Source organism: Patiriisocius sp. Uisw_047, assembly GCF_047730165.1.
Lineage (GTDB): Bacteria > Bacteroidota > Bacteroidia > Flavobacteriales > Flavobacteriaceae > Patiriisocius.
In genome coordinates, this window is sequence record NZ_CP159834.1 from 1,974,987 (window position 1) to 1,992,514 (window position 17,528).

The following is a 17,528-nucleotide window of genomic DNA, read 5'->3' on the forward strand; positions in this document are numbered from 1 at the left end:
GAATAAATAAATCGAATCAAACCCTTCTGTGGGATCGTCGCATAATTTCTTGTAAGAGCACAGAATACAAATCTGGCATATTTTCGCGAAAGCTTAAAAAAAACCAGAAGCAACATTATAATGGCTGATAAAGCAAACAAAGAAGTAGCAGAAAAAGCTGCAAAAGTAAAAGTGGAAGAAGTGGCTACAGAAGTAGTTGCAGAAGTTTCTGCAGAAGCAGTAGAAGCTGCTGCTGTGGTTGAAGAAGCCGCAACACCTCAGAAACCAGAGAGAGAACTTTCGCTTAAAGAAAGTAATCCAGACAAATTTTTAACAGACTTTAACTGGCACAACTACGAGGAAGGTATTGACCCAATCGATGATGGTAAGTTAGATGAGTTTGAACAATTAGTTAAGGACAACTTTGTAGATACTATCGATAATGAAGTAGTACAAGGTGAAGTAGTGTTCTTATCAGATCGTGATGCAATTATTGACATCAACGCAAAATCTGAAGGAGTTATTTCTCTTAACGAATTCCGTTACAACCCAGACCTTAAGGTAGGGGACAAGGTAGAAGTATTAATTGACGTACGTGAAGACAGTACTGGGCAGTTAATTCTTTCTCACCGTAAGGCAAGAACTATTATGGCTTGGGATCGTGTTAATAAAGCACACGATGAAGCAACAATCGTTAATGGTTTTGTGAAGTGCAGAACTAAAGGTGGTATGATTGTAGACGTTTTCGGTATCGAAGCGTTCTTACCAGGTTCTCAGATAGATGTGAAGCCTATTCGTGATTATGATGTATATGTTGGGAAAACAATGGAATTCAAGGTGGTGAAAATCAACCACGAATTTAAAAACGTTGTTGTATCGCATAAAGCTCTTATTGAAGCGGATATCGAAGAACAGAAAAAAGAAATCATTGGTCAATTAGAAAAAGGACAAGTATTAGAAGGTGTTGTAAAAAACATTACTTCTTATGGTGTCTTTGTAGATCTTGGTGGTGTAGATGGATTAGTACATATTACAGACCTTTCTTGGTCACGTATTAACCATCCTAACGAGATTGTTGAGCTTGACCAGAAGTTAAACGTTGTGATCCTTGACTTTGATGAGGACAAAACACGTATTCAACTTGGTCTTAAACAATTAAGTGCACACCCTTGGGAAGCGCTTGGTGATGAGCTTAAGATAGGTGATAAAGTAAAAGGTAAGGTAGTTGTAATCGCAGATTACGGTGCATTTATCGAAGTTACTGAAGGAGTAGAAGGATTAATCCACGTGAGCGAAATGTCTTGGTCTACACATTTACGTAGTGCACAAGATTTTGTAAACGTTGGTGATGAGGTTGAAGCGCAAATCTTAACTTTAGATAGAGAAGAGCGTAAGATGTCTCTTGGTATTAAGCAATTAACGCCAGACCCTTGGACAGATATTACGACGAAGTATCCAGTAGGATCACTTCATAAAGGAATCGTACGTAACTTTACTAACTTTGGTGTATTTGTAGAACTAGAAGAAGGAATTGATGGATTAATTTACATCAGTGACTTATCTTGGACTAAGAAAATCAAGCATCCAAGTGAGTTTACTAACGTAGGAGATACGCTAGAGGTTAAAGTACTTGAGTTAGACGTTTCAGGACGTAAACTAAGTTTAGGTCACAAACAAACTGAGGAGAACCCTTGGGATAAGTATGAGGCGGAATTTGCAGTAGGAACTAAGCACACAGCATCAATTGATGAGGTTGTGGACAAAGGGGCTGTAATTAACTTTAACGAAGACATCTCTGCATTTGTACCTAAACGTCACCTTGAGAAAGAAGACGGAACAGATGTGAAGAAAGGTGAAGAAGCAGAATTCCAAATTATTGAATTCAACAAAGAATTCAAGAAAGTGGTAGCATCTCATATGTCTATTCATAAAGAAGAAGAAGCGAAAATTGTAAAGCAAGCGGCCGTTAAAGCTAAGCAGCAAGCTGATGAGTCAAAACCTACATTAGGGGATGCGAACTCAGCGTTACAAGCGCTTAAAGATAAAATGGACGGAAAATAAGATTTTCTTAAATTTTAATTATTCAAGAGCCTTTCAGCAATGAGAGGCTCTTTTTTGTTGAGTAAATGTTAATTCAGTAAGTTATTTAGTACGTTGTCTTTGCATATTTAATAAGTATAAAATTATGAAAAAAATTACATTTTTAATGGCTTTGGTTTCTTCTATGGCTATAGCACAACAAACTAGTTATACAGACACACTAGAATCTATTGAAAACTCTAACACTACCTATGTAGAAGCAACTTTAGAAAGAGTAGATAACAATAGAATGCCTATTGTGGCTACGTATACTACGCTAGCAGATTTCAATACTGGCTTTGCAGATGAATGTGGCTCAGCATCAGACGCTCTAACCTTTGAAGATATGGTAGGTGGTCCTTCTGCAATAACTCCATGTGGAGCAGAAATAAGTAGTGCTGGTGATGGTTGTTTTGCTGCAGGAGAGCTGGAAGACGGTTTCAGTGTTACAGCATCAAATTCTACAGATATTATTTATATCCCGGCTGGTGCCATTGGGAATACAGATCCACTAGTTGGCGCTGCTTCTTTTGCAGAATTTACAATCATTACTTTTACAGAGCCTGTTTATGCTGTTGCTGGCGAAATTTGGGAGAACAATGAGCCTTTAACGATCATTAGAATTTATGGAGCTGGAGATGTGTTAATTGATACATTTGATGCCACTACGCCTACTAACCAACAAACTTTTGTTGGGTTTATAGCTGATGAGGGTATTACTAAAATAGAGCTTGAAGGAGATCTAGGAAGTGGTGAATTGTTTGGTAATTTGTATTTTGGTGTAGATTGTGATCTTTTAGGCACAGACACCTTAGATGCAAGCATTGTTTTAATGTATCCAAATCCAGCGACTGATATTGTTGAAATTTCTGTTTCTAGTGAAATTCAAATAGAAAGCATTACAGTAACAGATGTATTAGGTAAGACACAAGAAGTTAGTGTTTCAAACAATACAATTAATGTTTCTTCTCTTTCAAGAGGGTTGTACATAGTGACTGTTAAAACGAATGCAGGAGACCTAGTGCAGAAATTGATTAAGAAATAATCACAATAAAATAAATACTAAGAACCCTTTTTCTTTTGAGAAAGGGTTTTTTTTATGCGTTTTTTTGATCTGCAATATTGACTTGAGTCAATACTTCTATTCTTTCACATAACATCTCTATATTCAACAAAAGTTCTTAGAAATGGCTTTTTTCGTTAAAAACCTTTAAATTTGTATCCTGATTACAAATCAGAAACTTCTATGAGCCAAAAAGTGTTACTCAACGCAACCGAAGTACAAATCGCACTTCAACGACTGGCTTGTCAATTAATTGAAAATCACGATACATTTAAAGATACGGTACTTGTAGGCATCCAGCCACGAGGTATTTTTCTTGCAGAACGTTTAAAAGCGATGTTGCAGAATGAATATAAAATTAAAGGAATCCAACTTGGCTATCTTGATATTACTTTTTATCGAGATGACTTTAGACGAAGTGAAAAGCCCTTAGAGGCAAACAAAACTATGCTTAACTTTATTGTAGAGGATAAGAAGGTGGTATTCATCGATGATGTTTTGTATACAGGGAGAAGCATAAGAAGTGCGTTAACGGCAATACAGGACTTTGGTAGACCACTAGAGATTGAGTTGCTTACGTTAATAGATAGACGCTTTAGCAGGCATTTACCTATACAACCAGATTACAGAGGTAGACAAGTAGATGCTATAGGAGGTGAGAAAGTAAAGGTATGTTGGAAAGAAAACGATGGTGAGGATGCAGTATACTTAGTAAGAGAATAGGAGTTTTAAATTCATAGTTTATAGTGTGGATTTGGAGGTTTTAAATGAAAAGTAGATGCAAAGAACAACCCCATGTCCTTTTGCTAAAAGGTATTATGTTGGAAGTTTTAAAAAAGGATAAAAGATTTTAGGTTAAGATAAAAGAGTAGCAAGATTGATACGATGGAATTAAGCGCAGACCATTTATTAGGAATAAAATACATCACTGAAGATGATATCCAACTCATTTTTGAGACGGCAGATCATTTTAAAGAAGTGATTAATAGACCCATTAAAAAAGTACCCTCTTTACGTGATATTACTATAGCAAATTTGTTTTTTGAAAATAGTACCCGCACAAGACTTTCATTTGAACTAGCAGAAAAAAGACTTTCTGCAGATGTAATTAATTTTTCTGCGTCTTCGTCATCCCTACAAAAAGGAGAAACCCTTATTGATACCGTAAACAACATTCTATCTATGAAAGTTGATATGGTGATAATGCGCCACCCAAATCCGGGAGCGGGTGTCTTTTTATCTAAGCACGTAGATGCAAAAATTATCAATGCAGGTGATGGGGCGCATGAACATCCCACTCAGGCATTATTAGATACGTATTCTATAAGAGAGCGACTTGGTGATGTTGCAGGAAAGAAGGTGGTAATCGTAGGAGATATTTTGCACTCTAGAGTTGCCTTGAGTAATATTTTTGCACTTAAAAAGCTAGGAGCAGAAGTAAAAGTCTGCGGACCAAAAACTTTAATGCCGAAGCATATTGAATCGCTCGGTGTCAGCTATGAGCCTTCTTTAGTCAAGGCACTTAACTGGTGCGACGTAGCAAATATGTTACGCGTACAGAATGAACGAATGGATGTAAGTTATTTTCCATCTACTCGGGAATATATACAGCAATATGGTGTGAATAAGCAACTATTAAACAGCCTCGATAAAGAGATTGTATTAATGCACCCAGGACCCATCAACAGGGGAGTAGAGATTACAAGCGATGTTGCAGATAGTAAGCAAGCAATTATACTTGATCAAGTGCAAAACGGAGTAGCAGTGCGTATGGCTGTTATTTATTTGCTAGCTGCAAAAATAAATAGAGGTGAAGGTTTACAATAAAAAAAATGTAAATTATGAAGATTGAAAATAAAGATAATTATGTTATCCTAGCAGATGAGTATAAGGACATCAATGGTTTTGTGTCGTTTTTAGACTATCAAATCCCCGCAAAATTTAAAGGCCAAAATGTGGTGTTAAACTTACTTGACTATGACGCGCTTATCCTAGAGCAGTTAATTATGTTTATGAAAGTAAACACGCAACACAGAGCTACAAAACAATCTTTTGTGATAGTTACAAATACGGTAAATCCTGATGATATTCCTGAAGAACTTTTTGTAGTGCCCACATTACAAGAAGCAGAAGACATCATTGAAATGGAAGAGATTGAGCGCGACTTAGGGTTTTAGCTTCGGAACAATTTATTGTTTTTTGCTTCAGCCGAAGATTTATTAATCACTTAGCTGCGTTAGATTAGTATGCTTGATTTATTTAATATCAATAGAACCGCCAACGATTGTTAATTATATATTACTAAAAAATGAAACTCACTATCCTAGGTTGTCATTCTGCTACTCCCAGATGGGATGCGCATCCTACGTCTCAATTGTTGGAAGTGAGTGGGCATTTGTTTTTGATAGATTGCGGCGAAGGGACACAGGTGCAACTGCGCAGGTATAAAATAAAATTTGCAAGAATCAAGCATATTTTTATTTCGCATTTACATGGAGATCACTTTTTTGGATTGGTAGGTTTAGTTTCTACATTTAGGTTGTTAGGTAGAGAAGCAGACCTCCATATTTATGGGCCTAAAGGGATAAAAGAGGCCATTACCCTGCAATTAAAGCTTGGGAAGTCTTGGACCAATTATGGTCTTTATTTCCACGAATTAGATAACTCAGAATCTGAGATAATCTTTGAAGACGATGCTGTCTCTGTTAGAACCATCCCATTAAATCATCGGGTGTATACCAACGGATTCTTAATAAAAGAAAAAGTCACGGAGCGCTCTTTAAATATTCAGGCTTGTCGAGAGCATCAGATTGATAAAAGTTATTTTAATAAAATTAAACAAGGCGGAGATGTAATGGGTGCGAATGGTGTACTCATAAAAAACGCACTAGTTACACAAGAGTCTGAAGCGCCAAAATCATATGCGTTTTGTAGCGATACTATGTATCATCCATCTGTGATTCCTATCATCAAAGGAGCGACTATGCTGTATCATGAAGCCACTTTTCTAGAGTCTCATAAAGAGGTTGCAGTTAGAACCAAGCATAGTACTGCAAAAGAAGCGGCAGCAATCGCTAAAGAAGCAGAAGTGGGGGGGCTTATCGTAGGTCATTATTCAGGGAGATATGGCGACCATGAGATGTTTAAAACCGAAGCGCAAGAGCTTTTTGAAAACGTGACTTTAGGGAAAGACGGGCTGGAGATTTCTTTTTAAAATGAAATATCTCTAAACGCATACGAGTTGAGATTGAATTGGACATTTTACTACGACAACCATCCTGCTATTTCATTTTTAAATAAATTTTAGATGATGTTACTTTTTTTAGAATTCACTTCGACTAAAAAAGACGGCATATGTCTTACATCTTATTTCTTTCAGTGTAACAGTCTTACGCCCGAGTTAATTACATGAAAATTAACCCAAATTTAATGGAGTCGGGTACGCGATGCGGGGCATTCTTTGTAACTTTACATAAACACATTGTACATGGCAAAAGACTTACAGGCATATCGTAAATCATATGAAAAAGGCGAACTCAAAGATGCGCTGGTTTCAGAGAATCCTTTTGTGCAGTTTGAGCAGTGGTTTTCTGTAGCTGAAGACAGCGATGCTGTGGATGAAGCAAATGCGATGACATTAAGTACAGCAGACGCTTCTGGAATGCCTAGAGGTCGAGTGGTGTTGTTGAAAGAGGTGACAGATGAAGGTTTCATTTTTTATACCAACTACGGAAGCGAAAAAGGAAAAGCCATTGCAGTAAATGATAAGGTCTGTATCTCATTTTTTTGGGAAGGACTAGAACGTCAAATAATCATAAAAGGGAATGCTACTAAAATTTCCGAAGAAAAATCTAAAGCCTATTTTGCGCAACGACCACGTAAAAGCCAACTAGGAGCGGTAGTGAGTGATCAAAGTGAGAAGATTGATTCTAGAGATATAATAGAAGAAAGATTAGCTGCGCTCGAGAAGCAGTATAAAGGACTAGAAATGCCTAAGCCAAAAGAATGGGGAGGGTATTTAATTAAGCCCTTGGAGTTTGAGTTTTGGCAAGGACGCCAAAGTAGATTACACGACAGGATTCAATACGCATTGCTTAATGGCGAATGGGAAATATCAAGATTACAACCATAGCCGGTCATACTAATCATTATTTAATTAAAAAAGCAACAATGAAAACATTATATATGTCGCGGCATGCAAAATCGTCGTGGAAGCAGGATGTAACAGACCATCAGAGACCATTAAAAGGAAGAGGAGAAAAAGATGGTGTTTTGGTTTCTGCATATGTAGCAGATAATTTTCCTGCACCAGAGTTGATTATCAGTAGCGAAGCCGTGCGTGCTTTATCTACAGCAACGTATTATAAGGATGCTTGGAGTATGGAAGCTCAAAATTTTAAAACCAATAATGACTTATATGACTTTAGTGGTCAACAAGTAATGCGCGTCATTAAAGATCTTAATAATAGTAATAATTGCGTAATGATTGTGGGGCATAATCATGCGTTTACGGCTATTGCAAACATGCTAGGGAGCGAGTACATGGATAATATGCCTACCTGTGGTTTTGTCGCGATCGAGTTTAATGTAGAAGCGTGGCAAGATGTAACAAAGGGAAAAACGATACACCGTGTTTTTCCGAGAGATTTAAAATAATGTGTAGTAAACAAACCCTATGACATCAAAGAAATCCCAAGAAATAACTGAGAATGTTTATACTAATAGAGAGTTAAGCTGGCTTCAGTTTAATGCGCGTGTATTGCAGGAAGCAGATGATAAAACAACACCGCTCATTGAGCGATTACGATTTTTAGGGATTTTCTCCAATAACCTAGATGAGTTTTTTAAGGTGCGTTATGCCACCATAAAGCGTATTGCAGAAGCAGGTAAAGGAGGTCGAAGCTACTTAGGAGGCTTTAGTGCAAAAGAACTACTAGAAAAAATAACCGAGACAGTTATTGAGCAACAGAAGACAAGCCTAAGTATTCTTAGCGCCATTAAAACAGAACTTCAGAAAGAGAATATTTTTATCATTACTGAGAAAGAAGTAACGAAGTCGCAAACTACATTTATTACCGAATACTTTGTCAATAAGGTAAGTCCTGCATTAATGACCATAATGATTGGGGAACTTGAGAAATTTCCTGCATTAAAAGATAGTGCGGCATATCTCGCCATAAAAATGGTGATGTCTAACGATGATGATACTTTTGAGACGGAAAAAAACTATGCTCTTATAGAAATTCCTAGGTCCATTGATCGCTTTGTTGTGCTCCCAAAAGACGGCGACAAACAATACATAATTCTGCTGGATGATTTAATTCGCTACAATCTACACAACATTTTTAACATATTTAAATATGATAAAATTTCGGCGCACATGATAAAGATCACTCGTGATGCTGAGCTCGATATTGATAGTGATTTAAGTAGGAGTTTTATAGATAAAATTTCTAAGAGTGTTAAGAATAGGAGTGCAGGTGATCCGGTACGTTTTGTATATGACAAAAACATAGACAAGGAAACGCTTGATTATCTAATGAACAAAATGGGCGTGGATAATACAGATAGTGTGATTCCTGGAGGTCGCTATCATAATCGTCGTGATTATATGAAATTCCCTAGTTTGGGTCGCGAAGATTTGCAGTATAATAAAATAACGCCCTTGCCTATCAAAGGACTTAATTTACAGAGCGGCCTTTTTGCAGCTATTGCTGAGAAAGATTACTTACTCCACGCACCTTATCAAACCTACGCTTATGTCGTAAAATTATTGCGACAGGCTGCGTTAGACCCTAATGTGCGTACTATCAAGATTACTATTTATCGCCTTGCTCAAATATCACACATTGCAAGTTCGCTTATAAATGCAGCAAAAAACGGCAAAGAGGTTACAGTGCAGATTGAGTTGCAAGCTCGTTTTGACGAGGCGGCAAACATAAGATATGCAGAGCAAATGCAGAGTGAAGGCGTGCACCTTATTTTTGGTGTTGCAGGATTAAAGGTGCATTGTAAAGCCTGCTTGATTGAAAGACTAGACGCATCTGGAAAACTAAAGAGGTTTGCGTTTGTGAGTACAGGTAATTTTAATGAGTCTACCGCAAAAGTGTATACGGATTACACCTTGTTTACGGCAAATCAAAAAATCTGTAAAGAGATAAGTCGTGTGTTTGATTTCTTTCAGGTGAATTATAAGATTAAGAATTATAGTCACCTTATCGTTTCTCCACATTACACGAGAGATGCTATTTACCAGCTTATTGATGATGAGGTAATGAACAATATAAACGGTCGTAAAAGTGGTATCAAGTTGAAATTAAATAGTCTCTCAGATCTTAAAATGATTGATAAGCTTTATGGCGCAAGTAGAGCTGGAGTTAAGATTAAACTTATTGTAAGAGGGATTTGTTGCTTGATTCCTGGTATGAAAGGAATGAGCGAAAATATCGAAGTGATCAGTATCGTTGATAAATTTTTAGAACATCCTAGATTGTTCATTTTTGAAAATAATGGAGACCAGAAAATTTACATTTCTTCTGCAGACTTTATGGGTAGAAACCTAGATCATCGCGTAGAGATTTCTTGCCCTATCTATGATGAGGAGATTAAAAAAGAAGTATCCGACACCTTTAATATTTGCTGGAGCGATAATGTAAAAGCACGGAAAATTTCAGGAAAAATAAATAACTCTTATCGTACTAACAATAATAAAAAAGTACGCTCGCAATTTGATTTATACGATTTCTACAAAGAAAAACTAAATGCCTAGCTTGTTAAAAATAGAAAAATATGCAGCCATAGATATTGGCTCAAATGCCATACGTCTTCTAATTGCTACTGTGATTGAGAAGGAAGGCTTTGCGACTCAGTTTAAAAAAACGTCACTGGTTAGGGTGCCTATTAGACTAGGAGCAGATGTTTTTCTGGAAGGGAAGATAAGCGACATTAACTATGACAGAATGAAAGATGCGATGACCGCGTTTTCACTAATTATGAAAACACACAAAGTGGTCAACTATCGGGCCTGTGCTACGTCTGCGATGCGAGAAGCCTCAAATGGAAGTGAAGTTGCTAAAAAGTTAAAAATTGATACAGGTGTAGACATACAGATTATAGACGGAAATGATGAAGCGTCTATCATTGCCTCTACAGATTTAAAACACCTTATCTCAGACAACAAAACATTCTTGTATGTGGATGTTGGTGGCGGAAGTACAGAGTTTACGGTCTTCTCAAACGGCAAAAGTATTATCTCAAAATCTTTTCAATTAGGGACGGTTCGTATTATTAACGATATGATTAGAGATACCATTTGGGATGAGGTAAAAGAATGGGTGACTGCAAGTACAAAAGAATACAGCAAGGTTGATTTAATAGGTAGCGGCGGAAATATTAACTCCATTTACCGATTTAGCGAAAAGAAAGTAGGTAAGCCTTTAAGTTATTTCTTCTTAGCTAATTTTTATGACAGAATAAGAGATTTAACTTATCACGAACGCATCTTTGAATTACAGATGAATCCAGATAGGGCAGATGTGATTGTACCTGCGACTCGTATTTATCTTTCTGCTATGAAGTGGTCGAAGGCGAAGAATATTTATGTACCAAAAATTGGTCTGGCAGATGGGATAATCAAGAGTCTTTATAATGAGGCAATAGCAAAGCGCACTATAGTGTAACACTACTTTGGGCTTTCAGTTTTCGTCTTGTTTGTTTAATGGTAAGCGTGCTTCCATCGTGACTCCATCCCGGAGGTCCAAAGGTATACATGAATTTATGTCGCCAGTTTTTAGACTTCTTTGTGTCCAGCCAAATATCTTTATACTCATGTGTAAGAATAGTCCAGATCTTATAGGAGTTAGGCGGATGGGATACACCAAATTCAATATCAATAGTTTCATCTAGTTCTTTCCAAGTTCCAAATACTTTATCAAAAATATTTAAAAACCCTCCGTGGTTCTTATCCATATACTCAAGATTTTTTGCGTGATGCACTTGATGCATGGTATGCGTATTAAAAATCTTTTCAATAATACCGAGTTTCGGCATGTATTTGGTGTGCAGTTGAAACTGCCATAAAGCTTCAATTCCGAGACATACAACGAGCATTTCTGGCGGAAACCCAATAGCACAAATCCACATATAGAAAAAGGGTTTGTATAAAATGGTAAACCAACCGTTTCTAACCGCAGTTCCTAGATTAAAATTATCCGAGGAATGATGTACAATGTGCGCAGCCCAAAAGAAGCGAACCATATGATTCTGTCTATGAAACCAGTAATAGCTGAAATCGTCTAATAGCTGGCAAATAATCCAAACATACCAAGCATACCCAAAAGATGCCCAGCCCATTATATTAGTGCGAACTCCCTCTACTTCAGGATTGAATATCTCATACACAAAGTTGAAAATTACAATGGCAGAAATGGTCTTTAACAAGGGGGCAAGAACAGCAGAGCCAACTCCAAAGGTCAAGCTGGAACGAAGATCTTTCCATTTATAGAGATCTTTGTTTTTGTGTGTTTTGCTATATGTAAGTTCAAGTAAGATTAACCCTAAAAAACAAGGCGCTCCATAAACTAGTGGGTTAGTAAAATCCAATGATGTATTTTTATTTGAATTAGCAAGAATGGTATAATAAACGTTGTGTGCAATATAGGAAAATAAACTGCTGATTCTTTCAAATTAGCCGTGAATTGACTCTCCTTTACTGAGGTTTTTCATAGCATCTGCTTCAAACTCTAATAAGTCTTGCCATTTTTGATCTACCTCTTTTCGGTCCCCGTATTGTCTTGCGAAGCCTAAAAACATGGTGTAATGATTCGCTTCGCTCACCATTAAATTACGGTAAAATTCTGCTAAGTCTTTATCTTCAAGTTCCTCACTGAGGAGCCTAAACCGTTCACAGCTTCTTGCTTCAATTAATGCGGCATATAATAATCTATGGACGAGTTGTGTGGTTCGACTTCCTCCTTTAGGGAAGAATTTAAGTATAGCAATAACGTATTCATCTTTGCGATCTCGCCCCATAACCCAGCCGTTTGCTATGATTCTATCGTGCACCATTTTAAAATGACTTATTTCCTCTTTTACCAGTGCGACCATCTCTTGCACCAAGTCAGTATATTCAGGAAAAGAAACAATAAGAGATATAGCTGTAGAAGTTGCTTTCTGTTCGCAATAAGCGTGGTCGGTTAATATTTCCTCTACATTTTTTTCAACGATGTTCACCCATCTTGGGTCAGTGGGAAGTTTGAGTCCGAGCATTTTTAATTGGTTTGCCATTGGTGTAGAGGGATTATTAAGTTATAATTCTAAATCAAACGTCTGCCTTAATTTATCTAGCAAAGGATTTTTTTCATTCAATTTTTCAAACTTCTCTCGTGTAGAGTAAGCGTATTTTTTTGCAACCTGCTCATTTACTTCGATTGAGAGATCAATGTTGTAGTTGTTAAGTTTTTTCTTGATGAAGCCAAGCAATTCTCCTTGCTCTCGTTCTACTTCTAGTTTAATCGTAGTATTCGGAAAAATAAGATGTATGAGTTCACCTTCTATACGGGGTTCCCCCATTGATAAATGTGAAAAAAGAATGTGTTTTCCAGCTTGTTGTACGAGCGCTGTATATTCTTTCCAAGCAGCAATAAGTGTTTCCTCTTTAAAAGGGTCTGTAGGTAAATTTTGCGAATCAGGCTGTTGTGATCTCAACTCCTGCTGCATTTTCTGCTTGAGCTGGATACTTTTTAGCGAAAGTCCAGAAATCTTTCGTTCTGGTCTGGCTACATCTATAGCAGGTCGCGTGGCAGGTTTTATAATTGCTTCGGAAATTGTCGAAGTTCCAACAACAGGAGTTTCTATCTTAGAAGAAGCAACACTGTTTGCTTTAATCTCTAAAGTTTCTTGTTCCTCAGCATGTTGATTTTTTGATATTTCCGGAGTAGGTTTTGCAGTAGTGTCCTTAACTGTTGCAACAGGTTGCACTGATGCTAACGTTTCTGTCTCATCGGGTTTTGGGATACTTGTAAGAGTGCTTACTGGGCCTGTGTCTAAGCGTTCTACTGGTGACACTGCTTTTCCTTGAAAATAGGAAGGGGGTAGCACAAAACGTTTGGTTGCGCCTAGCTGGCTACTGGATTTTTTTTTTCCTCGTGAGCCGTTATGGAGGCTAGTTGCATCAAACAAAGTTCTACCAACAATCTCTGATTACGACTCGTTTTAAATTTAAGATCGCAATCGTTTGCCATACCGATTCCTTCAATAAGAAAACTTTTATCTGCTTTTTGAGATTGTTCAAAATACATTTTCTTCACCTGTTCGCCTACTTCAAGTAGGGCGATGGTTTCTTGATTTTGACAAACCAATAAATCTCTAAAGTGAGAGGCAAGACCCATGATGAAATGGTGCCCGTCAAAACCTTTTGATAAAATATCGTTATAATCAACAAGTGCTTGGGGAATATTATTCTCAAGAAGTAATGAAGTAATCTTAAAATAATAGGTGTAATCTAATACATTTAGATTTTGTGTAACGGCTTCTCTTGTAAGGTTTTTACCACTGAAACTAACCACTCGGTCAAAAATAGAAAGAGCATCTCGCAACGCTCCATCTGCTTTTTGAGCGATAATATGCAAAGCGTCATCTTCTGCCTCTACGTTTTCTGCCTTGGCAACTTCTTTGAGATGACTTTTAATATCTTGAACCGTTATTCTTCTAAAATCAAAAATCTGACATCTTGATAATATGGTAGGAATTATTTTGTGCTTTTCAGTTGTTGCAAGGATAAAGATGGCATGTTTAGGCGGCTCTTCTAGCGTTTTTAAAAATGCATTAAAGGCTGCTGAAGATAACATATGCACTTCATCAATAATATATACTTTATACTTCCCTGTTTGCGGAGGAATCCTTACTTGGTCTGTTAAGTTGCGAATGTCATCTACAGAGTTGTTAGAGGCGGCATCAAGCTCAAAAACATTGAAGGCAAAGTCTTCATTTACTTTTTCTGTACCGTCACTATTAATCTTCTTAGCAAGAATACGCGCACAACTTGTTTTACCCACCCCTCTAGGACCTGTAAAGAGTAATGCCTGTGCTAAGTGATCATTCTCAATAGCATTCTCAAGCGTACTTGTAATAGCTTGTTGTCCCACCACTTGTTTAAAAGTAGTAGGTCTGTATTTACGTGCCGAGACAATAAATGGTTCCATAGAAAAACAAAGATAACCATGTGCTTGAAGTAATATAAAAATAGGACAGCCATTTTTATCATTTTTATTAACATTGAAGTAATTTAACTTCTTGGTTTTTTAGCCAAAACTAGAAGTTTTTTTATCAGTTGATGGCTTGTTTAAGTTGCATAGCATTGCTACGGAATAAAAAAAAGATTAAAAATGGCCGAAAAAAGTAAATCTTTTAGCGAATGGAAAAAGTTTAATCACTTCAATAATTTACCTTTGCCACGCAGACCGCCTTATCGCCGCGATTTATATCGAGGAGGAAAGTCCGAGCACCATAGGGACGCATAATGGCTAACGGCCGTCGTTCTCCAGAGCCTCGGCGAAAGAGAGAAGGACCAGTGCAACAGAAAGAATGTACAGGTAATGCTGTAGTGAAACCAGGTAAACTCTATGCGGTGAAATGTCACGTAAACCAGTTTTTAAGGGTTCCCGCCCGATGCTGGAGGGTAGGCAGATGGAGCAATTGAGTAATTGATTGCCTAGATAAATGATAAGGGTCCACTTTGGTGGATACAGAACTCGGCTTATAGGTCTGCTTTTTTTTAAATAGATTTTTTGTAAAGCACTCACATTCTTTTAAGGTGAGTAGGGTCATGTGCTAAATTTAAGAATTCTTTAAGGCTTCTTGTTGTATAGCACTATGCGCTTGTGTCTATCTATTTTAAGATGATACCCTTTATCCAGTTCTTACAATCTTCTAAAGAGTAAAAGGCTGAAAAAGGACGGTCATAAAAGGTTTTTTCAAATTGAGTTGTTTTATAACTGGATTCTGAGTGACACCACATGGCTATTCCTAATAAGTTTGGAAATCTTTCAGATTCTAGATAGCAGGTAGGATTCACACTATAATCAAATTTTCTATTTGATATGTATCCAAATTTCTGATTTGGATAATACTCTTCAAATAAGTTATAGAAAATCACTAGGTGTTCTTTTTCAAAAACAACACCTTCATTAATGGTAGAAATTAAATAGTCAGGATGTAGCTCAAGCTCAACAAAACCTAGTTTTATAATCTTTGGGGATACTGACATATTTTCTATTTAGGAAAAAAACTAAACACTGAACCACCATATCTTCTACTTTCCTCAAAATGAGGGACAGATGATAAATCTGTGTGTTTTGTGTGTTCAATTATAAGAAAACCCTCGTCTTCTAACAAATTATTTTCAAAAACTTTAACTACAATTTTACTTAATTCCTCAATCTCAAAGCTATACGGAGGGTCTGCAAATATGAATGAAAATTGTTCTTTTGTGCTATTTAAATATTTAAAAACATCCGCCTTTATTGCTGTGATAGGAAATTCTAATTCCTCTGATGTTTCAGAAATAAACTTTACACAACCGTGATGTCCGTCTACTGCCGTTACTTTTTCTGCACCTCTAGATGCACACTCGTAAGCAATATTACCGGTTCCGCTAAATAGATCTAGCACCGTTGACTCGTGCATATCAAGTCTATGATGCAGTATATTAAAAAGCCCTTCTTTTGCAAAATCTGTTGTGGGGCGCACAGGTAAATTGCGTGGGGCTGTTAGTCTTCTTCCTTTATGAGATCCAGAAATTATTCGCATTTGTATATTAATTAGAAAGTACTATTTGTGTAGGGTGATAAACTTCACTTTCTGTTAATTCTTTAAAATTTCCATCAAGTAAAATAATGTTGCCTATATATTTTTCAGTCAAGAGATACAAGGAGCTATCTTTAAATTTATGTCCAATAATTTGAACCCTTGCATCTTCAGGTTTTATTTTTAATTGCTCAAACGTGAAAAGAATGTAGTAAAGAAAATCCTCACTTGTTTTAAACGTATAAGAATTACAAATTTGCAGTTTATGCTCTTTGTAAATCACGAGATCAAACTGCGCTTCTCTTACATTAATTAAGATTGCATCTTCGTTTTCATTTTTAAAAACATAAGCGCTTTGCTCGAGTAATTTTGAAATATGATGGAAGTAGCTAAAACTACCTACGGCCTCAAAAAAATAATTATTTATATTGATAAAAGGAACATAAACAACCACAAGGTCTAAGGTGTTGATCGTATCGTGTGCTATAAAATCTGTAGCGAGAATTTTTGAGTTAAACTTAAGATAATCACTGCTTCTTTTTTCGTCAAAAAGGGATTTAGGTACCAGTGTATAGAGTACAGAAGCATAATGGATTTCTACTTCATCTAGTGAGCTGAGCTCAATATTATTTTCTTCTAAGGATTGTTGAAGCAAGTGTAACAGCTCTTCTGGTGTGCCTTTTTGATCTAGATTTTTTTGCTTAAATAACGATGCTTCTTTACCGTCATGCGATAAAAAAGAAAGTCCATTCAACGCGAATTGAACGGACAGTTTCTTTGTCGTATTTGTGATGCTATTATTGATTGTCTTTTGCGGTGTCATATAACTTAGGCCAATTACCACTTGTATTTACATCTGTCATAGAACCAACGCTAATCTCTTCTCCTTTTATTCCTTCAACAGAAACAACTTGCAATTCTTGATTTAATAAATCTTTTTTACCTAGATCTTCAAGAAGGTCTCTCTTGGATATTTTTGCTTTAAAGACAGCGTACATCGTTCCGTTCTTTTCTACTTGTCCAGCTTCTAGGGCTATCTGCTTATCAATGCCCTCAATAGGCACATTCATCATTGTTTTATAACGATTCGTCTTTTTAAATAATGAATCTCTTACAGACTCAAAACGTAAAGTGTCGATAATGGTAGCTTCTAAGTAATAACCACCTGTTTGTCCATCAAGACCATAAGCTTGATTTTTCTTGACATCTGCATATGAAGTATCTCTTCTTGCTGTAATAGCAAACTGAGCGGTGTCAATAAAACGAGTAAGACTATCATAAGTACCTGCGAAATTACCAGTAATCTCTTGATGTGCTAGTTGTGAGGCTCTAATATCTTTTAGATTGTTAATCACCTTTTGATAACGAGCTACTTTCGCTTTATTAAATTCTTCTGGCTCGCTGATAGAAGTCCAAAGTTGGTATCCTAAAAATACTATTAATGCCCAAAGAACAACTTGAATAACAATTTTCATTTGTGGTAAGTTTTTGTTTTTTAAAAATATGTTAAAGTAATGCTAGCTACTTTAATAGGTCAGTCGCAAATCTACAATTTTTTTTTGTTCGTAAAAGGTTTAGCCCAAAAAAACATGGCTATCTTTAA

At 36.6% G+C, this 17,528-nt stretch carries 16 protein-coding genes, 1 other RNA gene and 1 pseudogene; 11 read left to right on the forward strand and 7 right to left on the reverse strand.

The features are described 5' to 3' along the window. Positions 1 to 120: 120 nt before the first annotated feature. The 10 genes from rpsA to ABXT71_RS08710 all read left to right on the forward strand — a co-directional run bounded on the left by rpsA (position 121) and on the right by ABXT71_RS08710 (position 10,800). A complete protein-coding gene (gene rpsA, locus ABXT71_RS08665) occupies positions 121 to 2,040 on the forward strand; it encodes a 30S ribosomal protein S1 (RefSeq protein WP_415370933.1) in 1,920 nt (639 codons plus the stop codon). Between the two features lie 124 nt (positions 2,041 to 2,164). Next, positions 2,165 to 3,103, forward strand: coding sequence for a T9SS type A sorting domain-containing protein (locus ABXT71_RS08670; RefSeq protein ID WP_415370934.1), 939 nt, complete (start codon positions 2,165 to 2,167; stop codon positions 3,101 to 3,103). 201 nt (positions 3,104 to 3,304) lie between these two features. Further along, complete coding sequence (pyrR, locus tag ABXT71_RS08675) at positions 3,305 to 3,844, forward strand: bifunctional pyr operon transcriptional regulator/uracil phosphoribosyltransferase PyrR (RefSeq protein ID WP_415370935.1); 540 nt, start codon at positions 3,305 to 3,307, stop codon at positions 3,842 to 3,844. Between the two features lie 162 nt (positions 3,845 to 4,006). Continuing rightward, positions 4,007 to 4,948, forward strand: a complete 942-nt coding sequence (locus ABXT71_RS08680) for an aspartate carbamoyltransferase catalytic subunit (protein WP_415370936.1) — start codon at positions 4,007 to 4,009, stop codon at positions 4,946 to 4,948. 14 nt (positions 4,949 to 4,962) lie between these two features. Next, positions 4,963 to 5,298 carry a ribonuclease Z gene (locus ABXT71_RS08685; RefSeq protein ID WP_415370937.1) on the forward strand — a complete coding sequence of 112 codons (336 nt, stop codon included), beginning with the start codon at positions 4,963 to 4,965 and terminating at the stop codon, positions 5,296 to 5,298. Between the two features lie 131 nt (positions 5,299 to 5,429). Next, complete coding sequence (locus ABXT71_RS08690) at positions 5,430 to 6,335, forward strand: ribonuclease Z (RefSeq protein WP_415370938.1); 906 nt, start codon at positions 5,430 to 5,432, stop codon at positions 6,333 to 6,335. Positions 6,336 to 6,608: 273 nt separating this feature from the next. Further along, positions 6,609 to 7,253 carry a pyridoxamine 5'-phosphate oxidase gene (gene pdxH, locus ABXT71_RS08695; RefSeq protein ID WP_415370939.1) on the forward strand — a complete coding sequence of 215 codons (645 nt, stop codon included), beginning with the start codon at positions 6,609 to 6,611 and terminating at the stop codon, positions 7,251 to 7,253. A gap of 38 nt (positions 7,254 to 7,291) precedes the next feature. Further along, positions 7,292 to 7,777 (forward strand): SixA phosphatase family protein, encoded by a 486-nt coding sequence (locus tag ABXT71_RS08700; RefSeq protein ID WP_415370940.1) that lies wholly within the window; start codon positions 7,292 to 7,294, stop codon positions 7,775 to 7,777. A 19-nt stretch (positions 7,778 to 7,796) separates the two neighbouring features. Then, positions 7,797 to 9,890: a polyphosphate kinase 1 gene (gene ppk1 / locus ABXT71_RS08705; protein ID WP_415370941.1), complete on the forward strand. Its 2,094-nt coding sequence runs from the start codon at positions 7,797 to 7,799 to the stop codon at positions 9,888 to 9,890. A 1-nt stretch (position 9,891) separates the two neighbouring features. Then, positions 9,892 to 10,800: an exopolyphosphatase gene (locus ABXT71_RS08710; protein WP_415373088.1), complete on the forward strand. Its 909-nt coding sequence runs from the start codon at positions 9,892 to 9,894 to the stop codon at positions 10,798 to 10,800. Here ABXT71_RS08710 and ABXT71_RS08715 read toward each other — a convergent pair. From ABXT71_RS08715 to ABXT71_RS08725, 3 genes and pseudogenes are all read right to left on the reverse strand, one after another. Next, on the reverse strand, positions 10,790 to 11,722 hold the full coding sequence (locus tag ABXT71_RS08715) for a sterol desaturase family protein (protein WP_415370942.1): 933 nt from the start codon (positions 11,720 to 11,722) through the stop codon (positions 10,790 to 10,792). The two genes, ABXT71_RS08710 and ABXT71_RS08715, sit on opposite strands and share 11 nt — an antisense overlap. Positions 11,723 to 11,806: 84 nt before the next feature. After that, positions 11,807 to 12,388, reverse strand: coding sequence for a tRNA-(ms[2]io[6]A)-hydroxylase (locus ABXT71_RS08720; RefSeq protein WP_415373089.1), 582 nt, complete (start codon positions 12,386 to 12,388; stop codon positions 11,807 to 11,809). 39 nt (positions 12,389 to 12,427) lie between these two features. Continuing rightward, positions 12,428 to 14,322: pseudogene (locus ABXT71_RS08725) on the reverse strand (DNA polymerase III subunit gamma/tau). A 250-nt stretch (positions 14,323 to 14,572) separates the two neighbouring features. Here ABXT71_RS08725 and rnpB point away from each other — a divergent pair. Further along, an RNA gene (gene rnpB / locus ABXT71_RS08730) (RNase P RNA component class A) lies at positions 14,573 to 14,895 on the forward strand. Positions 14,896 to 15,008: 113 nt separating this feature from the next. Here rnpB and ABXT71_RS08735 read toward each other — a convergent pair. From ABXT71_RS08735 to ABXT71_RS08750, 4 genes are read right to left on the reverse strand one after another with little or no spacing between them, the layout of a single operon-like run. Next, positions 15,009 to 15,386, reverse strand: coding sequence for a hypothetical protein (locus ABXT71_RS08735; RefSeq protein ID WP_415370943.1), 378 nt, complete (start codon positions 15,384 to 15,386; stop codon positions 15,009 to 15,011). Positions 15,387 to 15,391: 5 nt separating this feature from the next. Next, positions 15,392 to 15,928 (reverse strand): RsmD family RNA methyltransferase, encoded by a 537-nt coding sequence (locus tag ABXT71_RS08740; RefSeq protein WP_415370944.1) that lies wholly within the window; start codon positions 15,926 to 15,928, stop codon positions 15,392 to 15,394. A 7-nt stretch (positions 15,929 to 15,935) separates the two neighbouring features. After that, complete coding sequence (locus ABXT71_RS08745; protein ID WP_415370945.1) at positions 15,936 to 16,748, reverse strand: DUF3822 family protein; 813 nt, start codon at positions 16,746 to 16,748, stop codon at positions 15,936 to 15,938. Continuing rightward, positions 16,723 to 17,400 (reverse strand): hypothetical protein, encoded by a 678-nt coding sequence (locus ABXT71_RS08750; protein ID WP_415370946.1) that lies wholly within the window; start codon positions 17,398 to 17,400, stop codon positions 16,723 to 16,725. Before ABXT71_RS08750 ends, ABXT71_RS08745 begins: the two co-directional genes overlap by 26 nt. Positions 17,401 to 17,528: the final 128 nt, after the last annotated feature.